Origin of the sequence: Massilibacteroides vaginae, assembly GCF_900178525.1 — a bacterium.
GTDB lineage: Bacteria > Bacteroidota > Bacteroidia > Bacteroidales > Tannerellaceae > Massilibacteroides > Massilibacteroides vaginae.
On the sequence record NZ_FXDJ01000009.1, the window covers coordinates 1,450,895 to 1,475,653 of the forward strand.

Below are 24,759 nucleotides of genomic sequence, written 5' to 3' on the forward strand. Positions count from 1 at the left end.
AAATTGAAATGCGAATATAAACAAAAAAACGTCATTGGTTAACTGAGTTAATCAATGACGTTTTTTTTAAATGTTTGTATTTAGCCTTTACTTATTTTCTTCAATCCATTTTCTGGCGTTGACGTATGCCTCTAACCATGGGGTTATTTGGTCATTGTCTTTGCGGTCTTCAGGATAGTAACCACATTGCCAGGGGAAGATGGAGCGTTCGGGGTGAGGCATCATTGCCAAATGACGTCCGTCTTTCGAACATACACCGGCAACCGACCAAGGTGAGCCGTTCGGATTGGCAGGATAGCCATCGTAGTTGTATTTGGCAATTACATTGTATTTCTTTTCATCGTAAGGGAAAGAGAACTTACCTTCTCCGTGAGCTAACCAAACGCCTAACTTCGTGCCGCTTAGTGAACCAAGCATTACAGAGTTGTTTTTGGGAATCTCCAGTCCTACGAAATTAGACTCGAACTTATGCGACTCGTTATGAGTCATCTTGTGCTTTTTCTCATGTTCAGGATAAAGCAACTCCAGTTCGGCCATTAATTGGCAGCCGTTACAAATACCCAGACTCAACGTGTCTTTACGAGCATAAAACTTATCGATTGCCGTCTTCGCTTTTTCATTGTATAAGATGCCTGCTGCCCATCCTTTAGCCGAACCCAATACATCCGAATTTGAAAAACCGCCGCAGAATACGATGAAGTTTACATCTTCCAAGGTTTCGCGCCCGGAGGCTAAGTCCGTTAAATGAACGTCTTTTACATCGAATCCGGCCAAATACATGGTGTAAGCCATTTCACGTTCGCCGTTCGTGCCTTTATCCCGAATGATAGCCGCTTTGATGCCCGAAGGTTCCCGGCGGTCGGCAGACACACCGTAAGACGATAATTTTCCGGTGAATGACTTGTTCAGTTTGTATTCAATCGGCTGCATCTTGTAGTTTTCAAAACGATTACCTGCGCACAAGCTACCACTTTGCTTGATATCTAACTTGTATGAAGACTGATACCATACGTCACGCATATAATCGATACCGAAATGATATTGAGCATTGTCTTTCGAAATTAGGATATGGCGTTCGCTGGTTGGTTTAGCGATGATCGCGTATCCTACACCTGCTTCCTCCAATAGCTTTTCAAAAGCTTTCTTTTCTTTTACCTGAACGAGGATTGCCGGGTTCTCGGCAAACAAAATCTTGATAAGGTCGGTTTCCGCCAGCTTATCCAGGTTTACTTCCAATCCACCCTCTACATTCGCGAAACACATTTCCAACAGAGCCGTAAGCATACCTCCTGCGGAAATATCGTGTCCGGCTAAGATCAGTCCTTTCTCGATTGCTTCCTGCACAGCGTTGAACGCGTCGTGGAAATATTCCGCATCCTGTACGGTAGGAACCTCGTCGCCCAATCTGTTTAGCGTTTGAGCAAAAGCCGATCCACCTAACTTCAATGTGTCAAATGAAAAATCTATATAGTACAGCACGCTCGCTTTCTCTTTGGATAGTACGGGCGAGACGATCTTCTTTACATCACTCACTTCACCGCCGGCCGAAATGATTACCGTTCCCGGAGCAATCACTTTTTCGTCTCCGTATTTCTGCGTCATGGAGAGTGAGTCTTTCCCTGTAGGGATATTGATGCCCAATGAACAGGCAAAATCAGAGGCTGCTTCCACCGCTTTATATAAACGTGCGTCTTCGCCTTCGTTACGGCAAGGCCACATCCAGTTCGCACTCAGCGAAACACCTTCTATTTTGTCGCTCAAAGGAGCAAACACTAAGTTTGTCAATGATTCGGCGATTGCCATTACTGATCCTGCGGCCGGGTCGATCATTGCCACTTGCGGAGCATGACCGATAGACGTGGCGATTCCGGCTTTTCCCCGGAAGTCTAATGCAACAGCACCCAAGTCGCTCAGCGGTAATTGTAGTTCACCCTGGCATTGTTGGCGCGCGATTTTACCGGTTACCGAACGGTCTACTTTGTTGGTTAACCAGTCCTTACAAGCAACAGCTTCTAACTGAAGCACGTTTACCAGATATTGGTGTAACTCGGATTCTTTATAAATAACCGGTTGATAAGATACCTCAACCGTGTTGTCGGTCATGACTGTTTTGGGCGGTTTGCCAAACATGTATTCCAGCTTAATATCAATTGGACGAGTGCCATCTGCCTGTTCAAAAACAAACTGCATGTCATTGGTCGTTTCGCCAACCACATAGATGGGAGCGCGTTCACGTTCTGCGATACGTTTTACACGTTCTACGTCTTTTTCTTCCATTAACAGCCCCATACGCTCCTGACTTTCATTCCCGATAATTTCTTTCGCGGAAAGAGTAGGATCGCCAATCGGCAGCTTGCTCATGTCTATTTTGCCACCGGTAGCTTCAACTAATTCCGATAAACAGTTCAGGTGTCCTCCTGCGCCGTGATCGTGTATAGAAACAATCGGGTTTTCGTCGGATTCAGCTATGGACCGGATCACATTGGCCGCGCGTTTCTGCATTTCCGGATTGGCGCGTTGTACGGCATTTAGTTCAATACCGCTGGTGTATTGTCCGGTGTTTACCGACGAAACAGCACCGCCGCCCATGCCGATACGATAATTGTCACCTCCGAGAAGTACCACTTTTTCACCGGGTTTCGGTTCGCCTTTCAACGCATCACGCATATTTGCGAAACCAACACCTCCGGCAAGCATGATCACCTTATCGTAAGCATATTTCTTGTTGTTTTCTTCATGTTCGAAAGTAAGTACCGAACCACAGATAAGCGGTTGGCCGAACTTGTTCCCAAAATCAGATGCTCCATTAGAAGCCTTGATCAGGATTTGTTCCGGCGTTTGATACAACCATTGGCGCGGATCCATGATCTTTTCCCATTCACGGGAACCTTCCGTACGAGGATAAGCAGTCATATAAACAGCCGTTCCTGCGATAGGCAAGGAAGCTTTACCGCCACCCAAACGGTCGCGTATTTCTCCTCCCGTACCCGTTGCAGCTCCGTTAAAAGGCTCAACGGTAGTTGGGAAGTTATGTGTTTCGGCTTTCAGCGAGATCACCGTTTTAATATCTTTAATAGCGAAGAAATCAGGCTTATCGCCACTCAAAGGGGCGAATTGTTCCACAACCGGACCCTCGCAAAACGCTACATTATCTTTATAAGCAGAAACCAGTTTGTTCGGATTTACTGCAGATGTTTTTTTTATCAGGTTAAAAAGAGAACTTTCCTTTTCTTCTCCATCAATTACAAAAGTACCCCCAAATATCTTGTGGCGGCAATGCTCTGAATTCACCTGTGCGAAGCCATACACTTCGCTGTCGGTTAGCTTGCGATTCAGCTTTTCGCTTACCTCTTCCAGATAAGACACTTCATCTTCGCTCAACGCTAAGCCTTCCTTTATATTATAGGCAGCAATGTTGTCGATGTAAATAATCGGATCCGGCTGCTTATTGATCGTGAACAACTCCTGATCCAGTCCGTTGTAAATACGTTGCAGCATAGGGTCGTGATCTGCTTCGGCAGAAGAAACCGGGAAATACTCCTCAATACGGGAAATACCCGAAAGGCCCATGTTCTGCGTGATTTCCACGGCATTTGTGCTCCACGGGGTAATCATTTCCCTGCGCGGACCTACGTGCCATCCGGCAATGTTTTCCGAATCAATTGGGGTTGCTTCACTAAACAACCAGACTAACTTTTGAATATTTTCGGAAGAAAAAGGCTGAGCAGTTTCCACCGCCAGCAAACTTTTTGTAGATGATCTGAAGAAAAGAATCATATCGTCGTTTTTTATTATATAGTAATGAATACGATAAGTTCTGCAAAGATAATTAAAATCCCGAAGCCAACCCCCGGAGCAAGCAAATCTTTCACCCTTATCAGCTATGTGGCTGTGTGTTTGCGTGCTAACAATAAAGGCTCAAAGAATCAGAAAAAAAGAAAGCCTAAGCGAGCAGAAAAAAAAGATAGCTCCGCATCACCTCGAATAATCCAGTCCGGAATACGAGTCGTAAGAACGGTTCCGTTTATTGACAGCATGATTGATCAACGAATCAATTGAAAAACGCCCCGGACCAATGATCAATAAAAAAGTAAACAAGGCCAGGTATAGAAATGAAAGTTCACGTATCGCAAAAGGATCTCCGCCATGAATAACGAAAAAGGCCATCAGCATGGTAAAGATCATCGGGACTAAAGCCAAACGATAAAGAAAGCCCAGGATAAAACCCAACGGACAAACAATTTCGGCAAACAAGGCCAGCACCAACGATGCCTGACTTCCTACCCCTAACGGATCGGGGAAAGATTGCAAAAGAGACTCTGCCTGCGTCCATTTCTGCCATCCGTGAGACATGAACGTGCAGCCGAAAACAAGGCGAGCCGCAAGCAAAAATACAGAACTGACCTTATTTACAGGTCTGATCCCAAAAAGTATTTTATTTAAAACAGACATAGTTCAAGTAAAAATTAACAGGGTGGAAAGTTAGGAACTATCTGCCAATATCGCAAGGTTTTTTTTATTGTTCATCTTTTGTACGTGTTTTTATAAGCTCGTTAAGATTAGGATTATTAAAAAAATGTCAAAAGGGAATAAAATAATGTTATAAGCTAATAGACAATGCGTTAATACGGATAACGCTTGAATTATAAAATAAATCGATTAGAATAAATTTGCTTATATGATAAATAAGTGTATTTTTGTTTCCAATAGTGCTGTTTTTTTGTTATTATGAAAGAGAATAGCATTGTCACGGTTTATTTTAGAACTTTATTACCGTGCATAGTTTAGAGCCGTTTGTCTGTGACTGACGAGCTTTGTTGTGTAAAGATATTACTTTATTTTGACGCTTATGTTTACTTTTCTTATCCGGATATTTTCGGCTAAGTACCTCAGTAGGTGGTTAATATTGCTGAATGATCTATTAATATCCACGCTGTCCAGCGTTGGAGCTTTCCTGCTTACCTGTTTTGTGTTTGCAAGGCTGCTTACGTGGCAACAGTTCATCTGTATCGGCCTTTTTTCGGCATTCAGCAGTTTGGTCAGTTTCTATTCCTTTAAGATATATAAAGGAGTAATCCGCCATTCTTCGTTTTCCGAAACCGGACGTATTGCATTGGCAGTCATCCTGAAAGTTACACTTTTGGCGGTGATCGTTTTCTTCTTACTGCCACATGTACCTGCTCCCTTTATTTACATTACTATCCTGCTCGATTTCCTGATTACCTTTTTCGCGCTGATCACCCTTCGTGCCGTGATGATTATGAGTTATAATCACCTGGTTCGTACAATAAGTATATCCAAAGGAAACATACTTGTCTTCAAAAGTGACCTGCATGAAAAGGCATCAATGCACTCTTCATTTCCTGATACGATCGGCGAATACCACATGGTCGGTTTCCTGCAATTCGGAGGGAAAGACCTGTACCGGATCAACAGTTATAATGTATTTGTCGCTTCCGGCAAAGAGGAATTTGCCGCTTTGCAAAAGAAACATCAGATAAAGGCCGTTCTTTTTCAGAGCGACCGGGAGGTGAAAAACGAACGTGATCGGTTGGTGCGCTACTGCGAGGCGCTAAAAGTCCGTATGCTGATCCTCTCACCCATTAATGAGTTCAATAAACACAAAGGCTTCAACCGTCCGTTGGCTGAAGTTCGGGTGGAAGACCTCCTTAGCCGGGATGAAATCGAAATTAACCTGGAAGAAATAGGGCACGAACTCAACGGTAAAATTGTGATGGTTACCGGAGCCGCGGGATCTATCGGCAGTGAAATATGCCGTCAGCTCTGTTCATTCCCGATTAAGCATCTGGTACTGTTCGACAGTGCCGAAACCCCTATGCACAACCTCCGCTTAGAACTCAACGAGCTTTTCCCCCAATTAACATACTCCGTAATCTTGGGCGATGTGCGCAACGCTACGCGGGTCAACTCCATTTTCAAATGCTATCAACCTCAGATTGTATTCCATGCGGCGGCCTACAAACATGTGCCCCTGATGGAAGAAAATCCTTGTGAGGCTATACGTACCAATCTTTATGGTACACGCGTAGTGGCGGATGCGTCCATTAAGCATAAGGCCGAGAAATTTGTAATGATCTCCACCGATAAAGCCGTAAACCCCACAAACGTAATGGGTGCCTCAAAGCGATTGGCCGAAATGTATGTGCAGAGTCTGAACGGCGCGTTAAAACAAGGAATCTTGTCCGGATCCACTCGTTTTGTAACCACCCGTTTCGGCAATGTGTTGGGAAGCAATGGCTCGGTCATTCCTTTGTTTCGTGAACAAATAGCGAAAGGCGGACCGGTAACCGTGACTCATCCCGATATTATCCGTTACTTCATGACTATTCCGGAAGCTTGCCGCTTGGTGCTCGAAGCCGGAACGATGGGGCAAGGGGGCGAAATATTCGTATTTGATATGGGCGAACCGGTAAAGATCGTAGACCTCGCCAACCGGATGATCTCCTTGGCCGGATTAGAAGCCGGAAAAGACATTCAAATAAAATTCTCAGGTCTCCGACCGGGAGAAAAACTATACGAAGAGGTGTTGAGTGCCCAGGAAACAACACTACCAACACCTCACGAAAAAATACGTGTAGCCAGTGTCCGGGATTGCTGTTACCAACAGCTACTTCCCGAAATCGACGAATTAATTCAGGTTGCGCATACAACCGAAATCGTGGATACCGTACGTAAAATGAAAGAAATCATTCCGGAATTTATCAGTAAAAATTCCGTGTTCGAAGAACTGGATAAAGAACTGAAAGGAAAAGCAGTTTAATCCTGTTTTCCGGCACAAGGTGCTTTTACCAATTTTTTCTGAAAAGATAAAAAACAAGCAAACCGGCTAAGCCGATCCAAACGAAAGGACGAACAACCGCAAACGGAGAAACCTCCCGACTGTGCTGAAATTCGCTTTCTAAAGCCTCCCTTTCAACCAGCTTGTTTTGTCGCAACATGACGGAACTATCCGTTTCCGCCCGAATAAGGTGAGATTCAGTCACCGAAACAACCGCTTGCTTACCGGAACTGTCCGGAGGAGCAAAACGAACATTACGCGTCAATAACCGTTCAGAAACAATCCGGTTTACCGAACCGCGAAACAACGAACTGTCCGTTAGCAAATACGATTGCATCCGGTGCTCACTTTGCTTTCTGCCGGTTGCGCAAGCAGATAAAAACAACAAAAGAAAAAGTACACATCGACCATTCATACATAAATAAGCTGTTGCCGGTTTATGCCGGTGGATGAATAAGAAAGATGAACAAAATTCCTGTTAACATAATAGATCGCCTGATCGAACTCCGGAGAATTAACCGAACGGAGAGTGCGGATCAGAAGTCCGAAGTCGGTCATATACAAATCCGCTGCTTCACCGGTGAGGTGTTGAGACGAGGATACACCTCCCACGCGTTTATTCAACAGCGAACATCGATACCCACTCAGGATATGCATCGGACAATTACCGCAACAAACCCGGAGCGGCTCCAGCAACCGGACACAAAGATTACGCAAAGCCTCAATCACCTGAAGCGGCGGCGCGTTCTCGATACCATTTTCAATAGCCACCCGGCTGTAGGTAAACTCCTGCAAGCGAAAATGTTCACTCAGGCGAATCTCACCGTTACTCAACTCATTACTCTTTTGTTTCATTATTATTCTGTCGTTCTTTTAATTTGTACGTATAGTCAACACCAAACAACGCTCCGGCAAACGTGGATATCTCGCCGAAAGCGACCAATACACTCTGATGGATCATCCCCGGTGGATCAATCCAAAAAGAGCAGAAAATTAAAACGAGACCGGCTACAGTTAGTAGCACGGCCATCGTTAATTGGATCCGCATTTTATGCATACGCTCCGTTCAGTAAAACCTTACAGGTCACCCCCGATTTCAGTCTGATCATTATCCTCCTCAGTCTGATTCTTCGGTTTCCCCTCACTTGTTTGGCTAAAGCGCGTTGTTATACGCGTTTCTCTCAAAGACGCACCGGGAGTGAACACGATCTTGGCACCACGCAACATGCTCTGCGAGAAATCTTTTTTCTCCGCGGCACCTTCACTTCTTACTGTCATGCGGAAGTTGCCCAGTTCACCAAGTTTGACCGTACGTCCTGCTTTCAAGTGATAATCGATCACATAGTTAAGATTGTCGAGAACCGCTTTCACGTCAGCACTGGAAACCGTACTTCTCGCGGCAATCAAGCTACATACATCCGGCATCGTTGCGACACCGTTACTTTTAGCACTTGCGTACCATTTCTTTTCAGAAGTTGTGTCACCAGGTTTTGAATAACGTTGAACTAATTTAAATTGATGTTCCATAAAAAATAAATGTTTAAAATGTTAATAAATAATTGTTTAAATAAGACATTGCAAAGGTAACGGCAGCGAAGAGGGACAAATTGGGCTGAATAGGAGCAAGCAAAAAGCTGGAAATCAGAAAGAACAGACAAAAAACACCTGTATATTTCACCAAATTCCCGACAATTCACCCCAATTCAAAAAAAACAAGAAGAGCGCACACAAAGGGCAGATTAAAGATGAGTACAGAACTTTTTAATATTTGTTCAAGAATCAACAATAACGATTCAAACATTTCCCTTCTGTTATCACGCCCACCCTCTCTGTCATCCCACCCTCCCTGTCATCCCACCCTCCTTGTCATCTCGACCGAAGCGGAGAGATCTCTGCATAGAGGGTAATGAAACGATAGGAGAGAGTATAAGAAAGTATGAGATAATATATATATGATATGAGATGTTTCGACAAGCTCAACATGACAAGGGGTTGGTATGAGATCCTTCGACAAGCTCAGGATGACAGTGGATGGGACAGGGTTTTAAGGGGTTTCACCCCTGCGACCCCACATCATTTTTTGGCTTGATCCAAAAAACGAAGCAAAAAAGATCAAGGCTGCACTTCCTTCGCTAAAAAACACTGCGCTTTCGCTAAACAAATCGAAAACTCGCTACGCTCAAACAACGATTTGTTTTTAACGCTTTCGCTCCGTGTTTTTTTTAACGCTCATCCAGTGAGGCCGGTTTTTTCACGGCTCGCCGCTTTTCGCGGCATCGCGCTCTTTTCCGGGTAGGATCCGCTTTTCTCTCTGTCATTCCGACACCTTCCTTGTCATCTCGCCCACCCTCCCTGTCATCTCGACCGAAGCGGAGAGATCTCTGCATGGAGGGTAATAAAACGATAGAAGAGAGTATAAGAAAGTATGAGATAATATATATATGGTATGAGATCCTTCGACAAGCTCAGGATGACAATGTGAATCAAATAATCTCGCCCACCTTCCTTGTCATCTCGACCGCAGTGGAGAGATCTCTGTATGAAGGGTAGTAAAACGATAGGAGATAGTATGAGAAAGTATGAGATAATATATATGGTATGAGATCCTTCGACAAGCTCAGGATGACAAAGGGGTTCCTGCTCCGAAAAAAACGCATTATTAAAATAGTAAAACACGAAAATAACTTTTCAAAAAGCTAAAAAAAGAACAACTTTCACTTTTCTATCAGTGAAAACGCTATAAATATCGAAATGCTGTCATTAGAAACGCCTATTCGCGAACATTATATATTTAGAATACCTGTTTGAAGTAGGAGGAAAGAGTAAAACATTCGATCAGATAAAAGAACAACCGGCCAGCTATCTGGCTGTAGACGATATAGAATTAGGACGCAAAAACCGTATTCCATTATGGATGTTCGGTTTATTATACTAAACAGGTGGAACAAAAATATGATGATAGTCCCGTTGGTACAGGGCGAAAGTTTTTTCGCCCCTACGAACACCGACCGACCTGTTTGTCATTGCGACCACCCTCCCTTGTCATCTCGACCATCCCTCCCCTGTCATCTCGACCGAAGCGGAGAGATCTCTGCATAGAGGGTAGTAAAACGATAGGAGAAAGTATGGATGGATAGTATATATGGTATGAGATACTTCGACAGGCTCAGGATGACAAGGAGTAATTGGATGATTAATAGATAGTTTTGTTGATGAGGGCGATAAAATCGCCCTCATGCAAAAAACGAAAATCAATCGAAATCTCCGGTGATTTCAATAAGTCCGGCCAATTGGAGCAATTCGCCGGCCACGGGCTGCTTAGTACGCAAATACTCAGCCAAGGTTCTCAACGTGTACGGATACCGGAAAGCGATGAGAAGCGAAAACGCCAGATGCAGATAAGATTTTCGCCCATTCACCTTACTTTTCTCCAAAATATGCAACAAGGTCAGCAGCAAATCCGGCTTATAGAGCGGACACCGTAATTCACCCAACGGCGTATCCTCTAAAAGATAACAAAGCAAAAGCTCACGATCCTGAATAAACAAACGGACCAGGAACCGGCGAAAAAACAGTGGAAGATCCTTCCAATGCACGAACGCCAGAAAAAAGAGATCTTTTCTCAAACGATTACGCTTTGTTTCCGACAGTTGATTAAACACCTCCTTGCATAAAGGAGCAGTAGGGCGAGAAGAGCCCAGAACGGCAAAGACCCGTTCCAATGTAGTTTTCATAAGTTAAGTATACGAGAGGGGATTGGTTTGGTCCTCCCGGCATTCCGGGAAGGCAGCCAATGAAGCCCGAACACCTATAAAAAAACGCGTTCAAAAAGCCCTGTTGCAAATCATTGTGTTTCAGGAGTTTAAAAACGGTAAAAACATAAAGGTTATTTTTGAAAAAATAAAGGATATTTTTCCAAACATAAAGGATATCTTTTTTTTTATATAGTAATGCAATTAGAGGCCCGAAATAAAGTCGGATAAAAACCCTCTAAAAGCAGCACAAAAACAACTTGAAAAACGAGGGGCAAAAATAGAGAAAAGATATTGAAAGGTAATGGAAGATCACCCTTTGAGAAAATCTTTTTTTACCCTATCTTTTAGCCCTTTGGTTTGGTAGTTCAACACTGCAATGCAGGATGAGCAAATTAGTTAGAGAACACTTATAATTAATGTATATCATATTTAGAAGAAATGATAACTTTGAAACAATCAAAAATTTTAGTCACCGGTGGTGCCGGATTTATCGGCTCCAATCTGTGTGAAACACTTCTCCAGCAGGGACATTCTGTTGTCTGCTTAGATAATTTTTCTACAGGCAAGCCTGAAAATATCACCCCTTTTCTGGAGAATAAAAATTTTAAACTGATAGTTGGCGACATTCGTAAATTGGAAGATTGCCAAAAAGCCGTAGATGGAGTAGACTATGTACTGCATGAAGCCGCTTTAGGATCAGTACCTCGTTCTATCAAAGACCCGATCACCACTAATGACGTAAATGTCTCCGGTTTTCTGAATATGTTGGTCGCTGCCCGAGACGCAGGAGTAAAACGCTTTGTCTATGCTGCCAGTTCTTCAACCTATGGCGACTCCGCTTCTCTACCCAAGGTAGAAGACGTGATCGGTAAGCCGCTTTCCCCTTATGCTATTACAAAGTATGTGAATGAATTATACGCGGATGTCTTCTCGCGTACATATAATATAGAATGTGTCGGACTTCGTTACTTTAACGTCTTCGGACGCCGTCAAGATCCGAACGGAGCCTATGCCGCTGTTATACCTTTATTCGTAAAACAACTGATCAATCATGAATCGCCGGTGATTAATGGTGATGGCGAATACTCCCGTGATTTTACCTATATAAAGAATGTAATTCAAATGAATCTCCTGGCTTTGAGTACAACAAAAACAGAAGCCGTCAATACGGTATATAATACCGCTTATGGAGAAAGAACAACGTTGAATCAACTTACAGGTTATCTGAAAGAATTTTTGGGTGTTTATGATCCTGAAATCCTGAATGTAGAGATCAAACACGGGCCGAACAGATTAGGCGATATTCCCCACTCGTTGGCGAGTATTTACAAAGCAAAAGAATTATTAGGTTATGATCCGACCTACAGCATGAGAGAAGGATTGAAAGAAGCAGTTGAATGGTATTGGACTAATTTGAAATAAAATGCAAGAGATACGTATTGCTATAATTGGCTTAGGTTATGTAGGACTTCCCTTAGCCCGTCTTTTCGCAACCAAATACCCGGTTGTAGGTTTCGACATTAACACGAAACGCGTAAATGAACTGATGAGTGGTAAAGACCATACCCTCGAAGTAGAAGATAATATCTTACAAGCAACACTTAAGCCCAAAGCAGACAGCGCAATAGGCTTGTATTGCTCATCCGATCCGGCCGATATTAAAGCCTGTAATTATTATGTGATAACCGTTCCCACTCCGGTGGATAAAAACAACCGCCCTGATCTTACTCCATTAATCAAGGCGAGTGAAACCGTAGGAAAGGTAATTCAGAAAGGCGACATTGTAATTTATGAATCGACCGTTTACCCGGGAGCAACGGAAGAAGATTGTATTCCCGTAGTAGAACGGATATCCGGATTAACGTTCAATGAAGATTTCTTTGCCGGCTATTCCCCCGAACGGATTAACCCGGGAGACAAAGAACATACGGTAGAAAAAATAAAAAAAGTAACCTCCGGCTCTACACCCGAAACCGGTAAGAAAGTAGACGCCTTGTATTCATCCGTAATTATTGCCGGAACACACTTGGCACCAACAATAAAGGTAGCAGAAGCTGCAAAAGTAATCGAGAATTCCCAACGCGACATCAATATCGCCTTTGTGAATGAACTGGCAAAAATATTCAATCGTATGGGAATAGACACCCACGACGTGTTGGAGGCAGCCGGAACCAAATGGAACTTTCTGCCTTTCAAACCGGGATTAGTAGGCGGACACTGCATTGGCGTAGACCCATATTACCTGGCACAAAAAGCACAGGAATATGGTTATCATCCCGAAATCATTTTGGCAGGAAGAAGAGTGAACGACAGTATGGGCGAATACGTAGCTTCTCAGGTTGTAAAATGTATGATTAAGAAAGGTCTCTGCGTTAAAAACTCAAACATTCTGATTCTGGGAATTACGTTCAAAGAAAATTGCCCCGACGTGCGCAACACAAAGGTGGTAGATATTGTTTCAGCATTAAAAGGATACGAAGCGAATATTACAATTTACGATCCTTGGGCAAACCCAAAAGAAGTGATGCACGAATATGGACTTGTTACAACGAAGGAATTTCCTGAAGGGAAGTTTGATGCCGTGGTACTGGCTGTGGCGCATGAAGATCTTTTGAATATTGATCTTTTAAAACTTCTTAAAGAGGAGAGCGTTCTTTACGATGTAAAAGGGATTAGTAAGAATAGTGACAATCGATTGTAATAAAACAGTGTCAGAGCCAGGGCAAGTTCGGAAAAATCTTATTTTTAATATTCTAAGTTTATTAGCTAATGTTGCTGTTGGGATATTCTATACTCCCTATTTAGTTAAGAATTTAGGACTTATTGCCTACGGTATTATTCCTTTGGCGCTTGTTATGAATCAGTATATCAGTGTGGTTACAGGTTCGTTAACGGGTGCTCTTACTCGCTTTTATGCCATTGCTTTGCAGAAAGGAGACAAAGAAAAAGCTTCTAAATGTTTAAGCACTTCTTTGATAGCTATGTTTGGAATTATATCATTCTTGGTTATTCCTATTTATCTTCTAATCCAACATGTAGATAAAGTATTTACAATACCCATCGAACTGATTTCTAATGCCAAATTATTGTTTCTTTATACTTTCTTGAGTTTTATATTTTCCCTTTTCTCAAGCGTTTTTAATGTAACTTTATATGCTTTTAATCGCTTAGATATTCTAAATATCATTAAAATTATCAGAGTAACCGGAAAATGGTTGTTTGTTTTCTTTCTGTTTACTGCTTTTAGTAATAATATTTCTTATGTAGGTTTAGCTAGCTTTATAACAGAAATGCTATTACTGTTATATAGTATCTTGATATTCGTGCGGTTTTCTAAAGGGAAAGTAAGCCTGTCTTTTTCAAAATTTAATGGAACTGTTTTGAAAGCTGTTGGGTTTATGGCTCTCTGGACAATGCTACACCAATTTGGAGATACGATGCTTTATAGAATAGATAATATTTTGGTAAACATATTTTGGTCGTCAAAAGAATCTGGAATTTTAGGAGCTTTTACAGAGTTAGGGAATTATACAATGATTGTAGCTTCTGTTGTCGGAAGTTTATTTGGACCATTAATTTTGATTGCATATGCAAATGATAGACATGATGATGTCAAACAGATGACTTTAGATCGATCTGTGAGTGTGGGAGTGATGGTTGCGGTTATGATTGGCGTACTTGCTGGTTTTTCTCCTATTATTCTAAAAATATGGATCGGAGAAGAGTTTGTAGAATATAATAAGTGGCTTATTGTAAAATTAGCATTAGTTCCTTTTTATTCTGCTGCAGGTATTTTTGCTTTTGCAGCAAGAGCCTGGAATAAAGTTCGATTCCCAGCTTTGATGACAGTTTTTTTAGGAGGAGTTAATTTCATTATTCTATATTTTTTAGCGTCTCAAGCTGATAAACGTATGGAATTTATAGATTATATTCTTGTTGTTGGGCTTGTTATAGGTGTTTTGCAAAGTTATTTTTTGAATGGACTCTATTTTTCAAGATTTTACCCCAATACCCGGAAAATTATAGTACAGAACTTTCTTAAAATATTTATTGTTATGAGTGGCGTTGCTGCTATAACAATACTATTGACTCCTGTTATCAACGCATTAGATAGCCCAGTTTGGTCGATTTTTATTATTATGATCATATCTCTAGTGTTGTTTATTTTCTGCATAAAAGTTATATTGAATAAGAAACAATTGAACTCAATTACAGAGTTAATATATAAGAAGTGAGCTTATGAAAAAGAATGATCAAGATATAATTTCTGTATTAATACCTTTATACAATGTTGAAAAATATATAGCCCGGTGTTTAGATTCAATTTTAAATCAAACATATCAAAATTTTGAAATTATTGTTGTCAATGATGGAAGTTTAGATAAATCTATTGATATCGCAAAGTCATATGCTAAACAAGATAAGCGTCTCAAAATTATCGAAAATGGTAATAATATGGGACTTGCTTGGACTAGAATGGTCGGTTATTCCAATGCGTCAGGAAATTATATCGTTTTTTGTGATAGTGATGATTATATGCCTGTGCATGCTTTAGAAACTCTTTATAACGCAATCAAAGACACAAAAGCTGATATTGTTGTAGGGAATTATTGGTTGGCTTATTCTAACGAGCAATATGGTAATGTGTCAAATAATCAACTTCTTTATGGAGGTGATCAACGGGCGGTCTATCTATCTCTATTAAAAAAAGAAATGAGTCATTCTTTATGGGGAAAAATCTATAAAAAAGAATTGTTTGAACAAAAGCAATATCTTACCCACAAAGATTTTATAAATGCTGAAGATGCATATTTGTTTTATCAAATAGTTAAGAATACATCAAAAATAGAGGTCATTTCTGAAGTTGTATATAATTATTTTCAAAATATTGAATCTTCAACTAAGGTTCAGCTTTCCGAAAAAGCTCTTAGTTCTATTATTGCATTTTGGAATTTTAGAGATAAAATGTTTATAGAAGATGAAGAGTTGTATAAACTGACTATTAAAAGGAGCATAGACACATATTGTAATTTATTGCAAAATGGGCATAAAATATTTGTCTTAAATTCATTTATTGATATACCTAATTTCAATAAATATATAAGTATAAATAGTCTTATTAAATTATACCCAATAAGAGAAGCAGTGATTAAGCTTTTAATTATAAAACTGAGCATGATAAATAAAAGTCAATTTTGGTTAACAGTAAACAAATGTTTTAGGTTGTTAAAAAATAACAAAAAGAAATGAAAATAGCAATACACGATAGTCCTGGTAGCTTTTCAGACCATTGGATAGAATATTGTAAAGAGAATAATATTGATTATAAAATAGTCAATGCGTATAATTTTGACATTGTTAGGCAAGTTGAAGATTGTGATGCCTTTATGTGGCATCATCATCATGGAAATTATAAAGACGTTTTGTTTGCTAAACAACTTCTCTATTCGTTACAAATTGCTGGAAAAAAAGTCTTTCCCGATTTCAATACAGGATGGCATTTTGATGATAAATTAGGACAGAAGTATTTGTTAGAAGCAATTGGAGTATCTATAGTGCCAACTTATGCTTTTTATAGCAAACAAGCTGCTTTAGAATGGGTTAATAAAACAACCTTCCCAAAGGTTTTTAAGCTACGTGGGGGAGCTGGTAGTATGAATGTAAAGTTAGTTAAGACCCCAAAAGAGGCTATAAAAATGATAAATCGTGCTTTTAGTAAAGGTTTTACTCAATTTGATAGATGGGGAAGTCTCAACGAAAGGATACGGAAATATAAAGATGGAAAGGATTCTTTGTTGAGTATATGCAAAGGAATCGCTAGACTTTTTATCTCTACTGATTTTTCTAGAATGCATTGTCGCGAAAAAGGTTATATTTATTTTCAAGATTTTATTCCAGATAATAGTTTTGATACAAGAATAGTTGTTATTGGAGCTGAAAAGGCTTTTGGTGAAAGACGTTTTGTTCGAAAAAATGACTTTCGAGCATCAGGTAGTGGTGATTTTTCTTATGACGGGATTGACCTTGGTGCAGTTCGAATAGCTTTTGAGGTTTCTAAAAAGTTAGGCTTACAATCTGTTGCTTTAGACTTTGTTACTGATTCATCGAATAATCCTTTAATTGTAGAAATGAGTTATGGCTTTGGTACTGATGGAATAAAGAACAGTTTAGGATATTGGGATGAGCAGTTGCATTGGCATGAGACTACAATTAATATACCTGCTCATTTGGTAGAAATTTTGATGAAAGGATAATTTTTTTTCATTCTTGTGCGAAAGAGTTTTAAGTCTTGATAGGAAGTCTTGTTCTAAGTTCAAACAATAAGATTTATTTAGATGTTTAAATTATCAAATACTCGGAATTTATTATTTCTGCTTTTCCCTATCTATTATTTGCAAGGAGTAGTTTATCCTAAAGGGAGTACTATTTCACAACTATGTCTTTTTCTTATTTTATTAATATGTAGCTGGCTCTTTGTAAAGACATTACTGTTAAAAGAGAGAAAGCCTCTATTTTATAAAGCATGGACAGCTTTACTGCTGCTTAATATCGTTGGTTTTATTTTTACTGCAAATTATAGTGATCCCATGCATTTGGGAGCATTTAAAGAAATATTAGGATGTTTACTCCCTTTTTATGCTTTTTACTATTTCTCAAAAAAAGGATGTTTGGAATCTAAGCATTTGATAACTTTTTTTTTAATCATTTTGCCAGTAACTATTCTGTTTTATTTTGCAAATCGTTATCAAATATTACTTAATAGATCAATGGACGGTGATCTTGTAAATAATGTTGCTTATTCATTTGTTAGACTTATACCATTTGTGTTTTTGATAAAAGAGAAGAAGTTACTTTCCTTATTATCCTTTATGTTACTATTTATTTTTATTATTGCGGGAGCAAAGCGGGGAGCTTTTATTGCAGGAGGGATATACTTTCTATTGTATTTTTATTATCAGTTGAAGACTATTGATAAAAGACAGAGAAACTACTATTATTTTTTAATCATTATAGTTTTAAGTGCCTTTTTATATTATGTCTATAGCACAGTTGTATCAAATGAATTTTTTATGGATCGGTTGGTTTCTATGGCGGAAGGAGATAGTAGTGGAAGAGATTGGATTTATCAAAGCATTTGGAATGAATGGTATAAAAGTGAATCTTATTTAAACATATTATTGGGTTATGGTTTTGCTAGTTCTTTAGGTATGACAGGAGGTTTTTTTGCACACAATGATTGGTTAGAGTTGCTCTCAAGTTTTGGGTTGATAGGGGTTGCTGTTTATTTATTCCTTTTCTATGCTGTTTTTAAAACGATTCGGAATAAGCAATTGGCTTTGGATAAACGTTATTTATTGTTTTCAATTACTATAGTTTGGCTTTTTATCTCATTTTTCTCTATGTGGTATACTACTATGGGAAGTTATACACAAGCAATTCTATTAGCTTATCTGACACAGCAGACATCTTCCCACTCCCCCCAAAAACACAATAAGTTATCTGATGAAGGAGAATAATGTTCAAGTAATAGTTTTTTTAATACCTTCTTTAGGCTCTGGAGGAATGGAGAGGGTTATGAGTGAGCTTCTTAATTATATTTGCGAAATTCCATATATAGAATGTCATTTAATTCTATATGGTAAGGAGCGTAGTATTTTTTACCCAATATCTTCTAAAATTATAGTTCATAAACCGTCATTTGACTTTAATAATGAATACAGGAAATGGATGACTTTAAGAACGATCTTTTTTCTTCGTAGAAAAATAAAAGAAATAAGGCCTACTGTAATTTTAAGTTTTGGAGAATTGTGGAATTCATTAGTTCTATTGTCTTTGTTTGGATTAAAGTACCCTATTTATATCTCTGATAGATGTCAACCTAACAAAACATTTGGCTATAGGCAAGATACATTACGTAAAATATTATATAAACGTGCGGATGGAGTAATAGCTCAAACGACTAAAGCAAGAGACCTATATGAGTCGCAATTTTGTAATACGAATGTAAGGGTTATTGGTAATCCTATACGACATATAGTAAAAAAGAAAGAGGATATAAGGGAGAACGTGATTATCTCTGTCGGTAGACTAATATCGACAAAAAATTTTGATCGACTTATTGATATTTTTACAAAGATCAATAATGAAAATTGGAGGTTGATTATTGTTGGAGGGGATGCTGATCAACAGAATAACAGTATAGCTTTAGCTAGTAAAATTAAAGATTTGAAGATGGAGAATTTTATTCAACTTGTAGGAAACCAAAGAGAAGTTGACTCTTTTTTGTTAAAATCTTCAATTTTCGCTTTTACTTCAAGTAGTGAAGGCTTTCCGAATGTGATTGGTGAAGCGATGAGTGCCGGCTTGCCAGTTATAGCATATGATTGTATTGCAGGTCCTTCTGATTTAATAGAAAATGGGCGTAATGGGTTTTTAATTTCTCTTTTTGATGATTTTGAGTTTGAAAACAAATTACGTTTTCTAATGGAACATAAGGAAGAACGAGAAAAAATGGGTTTTTATGCGCGTGAGAGTGTTAAAAAATTCTCGGTGGAGAGTATCTGTTCGGAATACTTTACTTTTCTATTATCCCAATAAATTCTTATTTATAATAAGTTGAATATTTCTGAAAAAGAATTGATTATTATCAAAAAAGTAATTTAGACATTTGAAATGAGCATCCTTATCCAAATAAACTCCGTTATTAATTCTGGATCAACCGGACGAATCGCGGAGGAAATAGGTCAATTAGCAATAACACATGGTTGGACAAGTTACATAGCTTACGGTAGGAATGATAGTGAAAGTAACTCTCGTAAAATTAAAATAGGAAACTCTTGTTATATTAGATGGCATGGAATACAAACGCGCCTCTTTGATAAACATGGATTAGCTTCTAAATCAGCAACAAGGCAATTAATAAAGCAGATTGAGATAATAAAACCTGATATAATCCATTTGCATAATATACATGGTTATTATTTGAATATTGAAATTTTATTTAATTATTTAGCATCAATAGATACACCCATTGTTTGGACATTACATGATTGTTGGCCTATAACAGGACATTGCTCGCATTTTTCTTATGTTGAATGTGAAAAATGGAAAACTCAGTGTTTTAGTTGTCCGCAAAAACAGGAGTATCCAGGAAGTCTTTTTTTTGATCGTTCCAGACAAAATTTCATATTGAAAAAAAATCTTTTCACATCTGTTAAAAATCTGACACTGATACCAGTTTCCAATTGGTTAAATCAAATCGTCTCTGAGTCTTTTCTGAATGATGCATCAATTAAAACCATCCATAATGGTATTAATACAGATGTTTTTACCCCACTGGAAAACCATTTAGCACTTCGAAATAAATATGCTATACAAAATCAAACGGTTTTATTGGGAGTGGCAAGTGTTTGGAGTAAAAGGAAAGGTTTCGACGATTTTATTAAATTGTCAGAAAGACTTCCCAATAATATAATTATTATTCTGGTGGGATTGTCGAAACAACAAATAAAAGGATTACCTCAAAATATAAAAGGAATACAACGAACAGAAAGTGTTCAGGAGTTAGCTGAACTTTATAATGTTGCTGATCTATTTATAAATCCGACATGGGAAGATAATTTTCCTACTACAAATTTAGAAGCATTGGCATGTGGTACACCTGTGTTAACTTATCGTACCGGAGGAAGTGTTGAATCAGTAACTGCTGAAACAGGTTTTGTTATAGAACAAGGTGATATTAATGCAATATTGCAATGTGTTGATGAAATAGAGCAAAGAGGAAAGCGGTTCTATAGTGAAGCGTGTAGAAATAGTGCCCTTGCTTTTTATAAGAAGGAAGATCGGTATGCGGAATATATAGAATTGTATAATTCTCTTTTAAGGAAATAACGTAGATAAATAATGAAAGTATCCATAATAACAGTTTGTTATAATGCAGAAAAGACCTTAAAAGACACAATAGAGTCAGTCTTGTTGCAAACTTATGCTAATATTGAATACATTATTGTAGATGGAGCATCTAATGATAACTCTTTAGTAATTGTTAAAGAATGCGAATCGCTTTTTGAAGGACGGCTAAAATGGATTAGTGAACCGGATAAAGGAATATATGATGCGATGAACAAAGGGATTAGATTGGCAAGCGGAGAGATTGTTGGCATTCTAAACTCGGACGACTTTTTTGCAAATGAAGATTGTATTGCAAAGATTGTAGAGACCTTTAAAGATAAAGATATACAGGCTGTATATGGTGATGTTCGTTTTGTTTCACCTAAGGATTTGAGCAAAACGGTTCGTTATTATTCTTCCCAAATCTTCTCACCCAAGTTGTTTCGTTTTGGGTTTATGCCTGCTCACCCTTCTTTCTATACTTATAGGAAATATTTTGAAGAGTTTGGTTTCTACCGGATTGATTATAAGATTGCTGCTGATTATGAATTGTTGATTCGATTTTTATACAAACAAAAGCTAAAAACAAAATATTTACAGTTTGATATTGTAACGATGCGAACAGGAGGAGAAAGTACACGTTCGTGGAGAAGTAATTTAATATTAAATCAAGAGATAGTTAGAGCCTGTAAGTATAATGATATTTATACAAATCTACCATTACTTATGCTGAAATATTTATATAAAATAACGGAGTTGTTCGGAAACAAATAATATAATTATGTCAAAAATTGCATTAATAACCGGAGTGACCGGACAAGATGGAGCCTATTTAACTGAGTTTTTAATAAAAAAGGGTTATGTGGTTCATGGTTTGAAACGGAGATCATCTCTATTTAATACCGAACGTATTGATCATTTGTATCAGGATCCCCACGAAAAAGATCGGAATTTGGTTTTGCATTATGGCGATTTGACGGACTCGATGAATCTTACCCGTATTATTGGAGAAGTGCAACCGGATGAAATCTATAATCTGGCAGCTATGAGTCATGTAAAAGTGAGTTTTGATACGCCTGAATATACAGCAAATGCGGATGGTGTCGGAACGCTGAGAATCTTGGAGGCTATTCGTTTGCTGAATCTGACAAAAAAAACCCGTATCTATCAGGCTTCTACTTCGGAACTGTACGGATTAGTGCAAGAAGTTCCTCAAAAAGAATCTACTCCTTTCTATCCTCGTAGTCCGTATGCAGTAGCAAAGCTATATGCATACTGGATTACCGTAAATTATCGAGAAGCGTATGGTATGCACGCAAGCAACGGCATATTATTTAATCATGAGTCACCTCTTCGCGGAGAAACATTTGTGACCCGCAAAGTAACCCGTGCGGTATCTCGTATTGCGTTGGGTATACAGAAAGAGTTGTTTATGGGGAACTTGTCCAGTAAACGTGATTGGGGGCATGCTAAGGATTATGTTAAAGCAATGTATTTGATCCTTCAACAGGAACAACCGGATGATTATGTCATTGCAACGGGTATCACCACTTCTATTCGTGATTTTATTCGAATGACTTTTAATGAAATTGGTATTGAAGTGCTGTTTGAAAAGGAAGGATTAGCTGAAAAAGGTATTATAAAAGCGGTTGATGAGATCATATTCTCTCAAAAGGTAGGTGCTGAATACTTGAACGCATTCAGAGAAAGAATAGGAGAGTCGGTTGTGGGTGTAGATCCTCGATATTTTCGACCAACGGAGGTCGAATTGTTAATTGGGGATGCTTCCAAAGCCCGTAAACAATTAGGATGGAAGCCTGAGTATGACCTTTCTGCCTTAGTTCAGGATATGCTCCAAAGTGACTTGAAACTGATGAAGAAAGAAACCTACCTCAAAGAGGCAGGATATCAGATTTTGAATTATTTTGAATGAAAACAATCCTAATTACAGGGGCCTATGGCTTTGTTGGCTCAAACCTTGCCGCTTATCTTAAAGGGCGATATACACTTTGGGCATTAGATGTAGAAGATCGAAGTCCCGGTCTTTATGCTCGTTTTTTTTCATGGAAGCAATTTGATTCTATTCCATGGGAAGAAATACAGGCTGTAATTCATTTGGCCGGAAAGGCGCACGACACAAAAAACATGAATGAGGCACAGGTGTATTTTGATGTGAATACCGGTCTGACTCAAAAAATATTTGATTCATTCTTAGCTTCAAAAGCAAAGCAATTTATCTTTTTTAGCTCGGTTAAGGCTGCGGCTGATAGTGTAACTACTGATATATTGACCGAAGATGTTATTCCGGCTCCTGTTGGTCCTTATGGAGAAAGTAAAATCAGGGCGGAAGAGTATATACTGTCGAAAGATGGAAAGGGTAAGGGAGTTTATATTTTTCGTCCCTGTATGATACACGGACCGGGTAATAAGGGGAATCTTAATTTACTCTACGCTGTAATTAATAAAGGTATTCCGTATCCACTCGGTGCGTTCGATAACAGACGTTCATTTACTTCAATTGACAATTTATCCTTTATTATAAACAAGGTCATGGAATCGGAAATTCCTTCGGGTGTTTATCATATAGCAGATGATAAACCACTCTCGACAAAGGAGCTGATTCGCATTATCTGCCGGGTGCTCGGAAAGAAAGAACGTGTTTATAATTTGCCAAAAGGATTCGTTGAGTTTGCTGCTAAATGTGGAGATGTACTTCATCTTCCTTTGAATACATTTCGGTTGAATAAGTTGACGGAGAATTATGTGGTCAGTAATTTAAAGATAAAACAAGCTATTGGCGTTGAGGAATTACCCGTATCTGCACACGATGGGTTGATTAAGACGATACGGTCATTTGGTGATAGGGCTACGTAGCGACGTAGTCTGGAGACTACGCCGAGCGTTGGAGATAAAATATTAGGGTTGCATGGTCTTTGTAAGAGGGTGTCCCATAAGTCTGTTACACATGCCGAGAAATGTTGCTTGTCATCCTGAGCTTGTTGAAGGATCTTTTTTAGTGCTCTGTAGAGATCCTTCGACAAGCTCAGGATGACAAAACGATCAACAAATAAACTTGCCGGACACTCTCTTGTTAGTTAGGGTAACTGAATGTCTTTTATGATTTTAACACTTGATATTAATGATTAGTTATTTGATTATTCTGGCATTATTGCTAGTCTTGGAGTTATTGTATTTTAAGGTAGCGAACAAGTATAACATTATAGATAAGCCGAATGAACGAAGTTCGCATACCCGGATAACCTTACGGGGCGGTGGTGTGGTATTCTATTTTGGCATACTGCTTTATTTTCTTTTTTTTGATTTCAGTTATCCCTGGTTTTTCATCGGGTTGACATTGATTACCGTAATTAGCTTCGCGGATGATGTTCGCTCTGTTCCGAACAGGATACGTTTGGGAACTCATATTATAGCCATGTTACTGCTGTTTTATGAACTCGGACTTTTTTCGGGCGTTCCACTCTGGTATATACTTGTTGCATTAATCTTCTGTACCGGAATTATTAACGCGTATAATTTTATGGACGGGATAAACGGAATTACCGGAGGGTATAGTCTGGTAGTTTTGTTGTCGCTTATCTACATCAACCGGATGGAAGTGACATTTATTGATCATGCGTTTTTGTATGTGGCTTTTCTTGCGGTGTTGGTGTTTAACCTGTTTAACTTCCGGACTAAGGCTAAATGTTTTGCCGGGGATGTGGGGGCAGTATCCATTGCTTTTATATTGGTGTTCGCCATCGGAAAACTGATTTTGCTGTCAGGAGACTTTGCTTATATTTTGTTGTTAGCTGTTTATGGTGTGGACAGTATACTGACAATACTTCATCGTTTACTGTTAAAGGAAAATATCTTTCAACCCCATCGAAAACATGTCTATCAGCTTTTAGCAAATGAGTTGAAGGTTAAGCATGTGGTTGTGTCGGGTGCATATTCGATTTTACAACTGTTGATAGCTGTCGGACTGATTTATTTGAATGACCGGCATCTGGTTTATTCTATATTTATTATTGGAATACTTTCAGTTGTTTATGTTTTAATAAAATGGAATTTCTACAAACGGTAGAATAAGTAAAAAATACCCCTGCCAACCAAACTAAGTGGGTGGTGAAAATGTTTATTGATAAGTAAGTGATTTTTTAACGTTTTAAGCAGATATTAATAGGAAAGAGAACGAATAAAATGTTATTTTTGTGGTTGAGGATCACTTTATTTTAACGCGATTATAGTTTGATTTATAAATGAGATTATTTGATTATGGAAGTTGAATGCCGTTTTGCGACGGGGAAAATCCTT

At 38.8% G+C, this 24,759-nt stretch carries 21 protein-coding genes; 13 read left to right on the forward strand and 8 right to left on the reverse strand.

Annotation, left to right across the window (positions count from 1 at the left end):
- Nucleotides 1–87: 87 nt before the first annotated feature.
- Nucleotides 88–3,777, reverse strand: coding sequence for a phosphoribosylformylglycinamidine synthase (gene purL, locus B9Y81_RS14515; RefSeq protein ID WP_085537617.1), 3,690 nt, complete (start codon nucleotides 3,775–3,777; stop codon nucleotides 88–90).
- A 198-nt stretch (nucleotides 3,778–3,975) separates the two neighbouring features.
- Complete coding sequence (locus B9Y81_RS14520) at nucleotides 3,976–4,452, reverse strand: DoxX family protein (protein WP_085537618.1); 477 nt, start codon at nucleotides 4,450–4,452, stop codon at nucleotides 3,976–3,978.
- Between the two features lie 397 nt (nucleotides 4,453–4,849).
- Between B9Y81_RS14520 and B9Y81_RS14525 the strand changes: the two genes are divergently transcribed.
- Nucleotides 4,850–6,781, forward strand: coding sequence for a UDP-N-acetylglucosamine 4,6-dehydratase family protein (locus tag B9Y81_RS14525; protein WP_085537619.1), 1,932 nt, complete (start codon nucleotides 4,850–4,852; stop codon nucleotides 6,779–6,781).
- Between the two features lie 25 nt (nucleotides 6,782–6,806).
- On the opposite strand, the gene B9Y81_RS14530 is transcribed toward B9Y81_RS14525, so the two are convergent.
- The 6 genes from B9Y81_RS14530 to B9Y81_RS15545 form a co-directional block, all read right to left on the reverse strand.
- Entirely contained in the window at nucleotides 6,807–7,214 is a 408-nt protein-coding gene (locus tag B9Y81_RS14530; protein WP_085537620.1) for a hypothetical protein, read from the reverse strand.
- Nucleotides 7,211–7,654: a D-Ala-D-Ala carboxypeptidase family metallohydrolase gene (locus B9Y81_RS14535; protein ID WP_085537621.1), complete on the reverse strand. Its 444-nt coding sequence runs from the start codon at nucleotides 7,652–7,654 to the stop codon at nucleotides 7,211–7,213. Before B9Y81_RS14535 ends, B9Y81_RS14530 begins: the two co-directional genes overlap by 4 nt.
- Nucleotides 7,638–7,856: a hypothetical protein gene (locus tag B9Y81_RS14540; RefSeq protein WP_085537622.1), complete on the reverse strand. Its 219-nt coding sequence runs from the start codon at nucleotides 7,854–7,856 to the stop codon at nucleotides 7,638–7,640. Before B9Y81_RS14540 ends, B9Y81_RS14535 begins: the two co-directional genes overlap by 17 nt.
- 20 nt (nucleotides 7,857–7,876) lie before the next feature.
- Complete coding sequence (locus B9Y81_RS14545) at nucleotides 7,877–8,326, reverse strand: HU family DNA-binding protein (RefSeq protein ID WP_085537623.1); 450 nt, start codon at nucleotides 8,324–8,326, stop codon at nucleotides 7,877–7,879.
- Nucleotides 8,327–9,021: 695 nt separating this feature from the next.
- A complete protein-coding gene (locus tag B9Y81_RS15345) occupies nucleotides 9,022–9,186 on the reverse strand; it encodes a hypothetical protein (protein ID WP_176221501.1) in 165 nt (54 codons plus the stop codon).
- 864 nt (nucleotides 9,187–10,050) lie between these two features.
- Nucleotides 10,051–10,533, reverse strand: coding sequence for a hypothetical protein (locus tag B9Y81_RS15545; RefSeq protein WP_085537624.1), 483 nt, complete (start codon nucleotides 10,531–10,533; stop codon nucleotides 10,051–10,053).
- Nucleotides 10,534–10,992: 459 nt separating this feature from the next.
- Between B9Y81_RS15545 and B9Y81_RS14560 the strand changes: the two genes are divergently transcribed.
- From B9Y81_RS14560 to B9Y81_RS14615, 12 genes are all read left to right on the forward strand, one after another.
- Nucleotides 10,993–11,976 carry an SDR family oxidoreductase gene (locus tag B9Y81_RS14560; RefSeq protein WP_085537626.1) on the forward strand — a complete coding sequence of 328 codons (984 nt, stop codon included), beginning with the start codon at nucleotides 10,993–10,995 and terminating at the stop codon, nucleotides 11,974–11,976.
- A gap of 1 nt (nucleotide 11,977) precedes the next feature.
- The gene (locus B9Y81_RS14565) at nucleotides 11,978–13,255 is read left to right on the forward strand and encodes a nucleotide sugar dehydrogenase (protein ID WP_085537627.1); all 1,278 of its coding nucleotides are present in this window, start codon (nucleotides 11,978–11,980) and stop codon (nucleotides 13,253–13,255) included.
- Between the two features lie 7 nt (nucleotides 13,256–13,262).
- Nucleotides 13,263–14,789: an MATE family efflux transporter gene (locus tag B9Y81_RS14570; RefSeq protein ID WP_085537628.1), complete on the forward strand. Its 1,527-nt coding sequence runs from the start codon at nucleotides 13,263–13,265 to the stop codon at nucleotides 14,787–14,789.
- Between the two features lie 4 nt (nucleotides 14,790–14,793).
- A complete protein-coding gene (locus B9Y81_RS14575; protein ID WP_085537629.1) occupies nucleotides 14,794–15,804 on the forward strand; it encodes a glycosyltransferase family 2 protein in 1,011 nt (336 codons plus the stop codon).
- On the forward strand, nucleotides 15,801–16,808 hold the full coding sequence (locus tag B9Y81_RS14580; protein WP_085537630.1) for an ATP-grasp domain-containing protein: 1,008 nt from the start codon (nucleotides 15,801–15,803) through the stop codon (nucleotides 16,806–16,808). Before B9Y81_RS14575 ends, B9Y81_RS14580 begins: the two co-directional genes overlap by 4 nt.
- Nucleotides 16,809–16,889: 81 nt before the next feature.
- A complete protein-coding gene (locus B9Y81_RS14585) occupies nucleotides 16,890–18,071 on the forward strand; it encodes an O-antigen ligase family protein (protein ID WP_085537631.1) in 1,182 nt (393 codons plus the stop codon).
- Nucleotides 18,058–19,152 (forward strand): glycosyltransferase, encoded by a 1,095-nt coding sequence (locus B9Y81_RS14590; protein WP_085537632.1) that lies wholly within the window; start codon nucleotides 18,058–18,060, stop codon nucleotides 19,150–19,152. The genes B9Y81_RS14585 and B9Y81_RS14590 overlap by 14 nt, the downstream gene beginning before the upstream one ends.
- Nucleotides 19,153–19,227: 75 nt before the next feature.
- A complete protein-coding gene (locus tag B9Y81_RS14595; RefSeq protein ID WP_085537633.1) occupies nucleotides 19,228–20,445 on the forward strand; it encodes a glycosyltransferase in 1,218 nt (405 codons plus the stop codon).
- A 12-nt stretch (nucleotides 20,446–20,457) separates the two neighbouring features.
- On the forward strand, nucleotides 20,458–21,219 hold the full coding sequence (locus B9Y81_RS14600; RefSeq protein ID WP_085537634.1) for a glycosyltransferase family 2 protein: 762 nt from the start codon (nucleotides 20,458–20,460) through the stop codon (nucleotides 21,217–21,219).
- A gap of 7 nt (nucleotides 21,220–21,226) precedes the next feature.
- Nucleotides 21,227–22,378, forward strand: a complete 1,152-nt coding sequence (gmd, locus tag B9Y81_RS14605; protein ID WP_085537635.1) for a GDP-mannose 4,6-dehydratase — start codon at nucleotides 21,227–21,229, stop codon at nucleotides 22,376–22,378.
- A complete protein-coding gene (locus tag B9Y81_RS14610; protein WP_085537636.1) occupies nucleotides 22,375–23,319 on the forward strand; it encodes an NAD-dependent epimerase/dehydratase family protein in 945 nt (314 codons plus the stop codon). The genes gmd and B9Y81_RS14610 overlap by 4 nt, the downstream gene beginning before the upstream one ends.
- 268 nt (nucleotides 23,320–23,587) lie before the next feature.
- On the forward strand, nucleotides 23,588–24,529 hold the full coding sequence (locus B9Y81_RS14615; protein ID WP_085537802.1) for an MraY family glycosyltransferase: 942 nt from the start codon (nucleotides 23,588–23,590) through the stop codon (nucleotides 24,527–24,529).
- Nucleotides 24,530–24,759 lie beyond the last annotated feature (230 nt).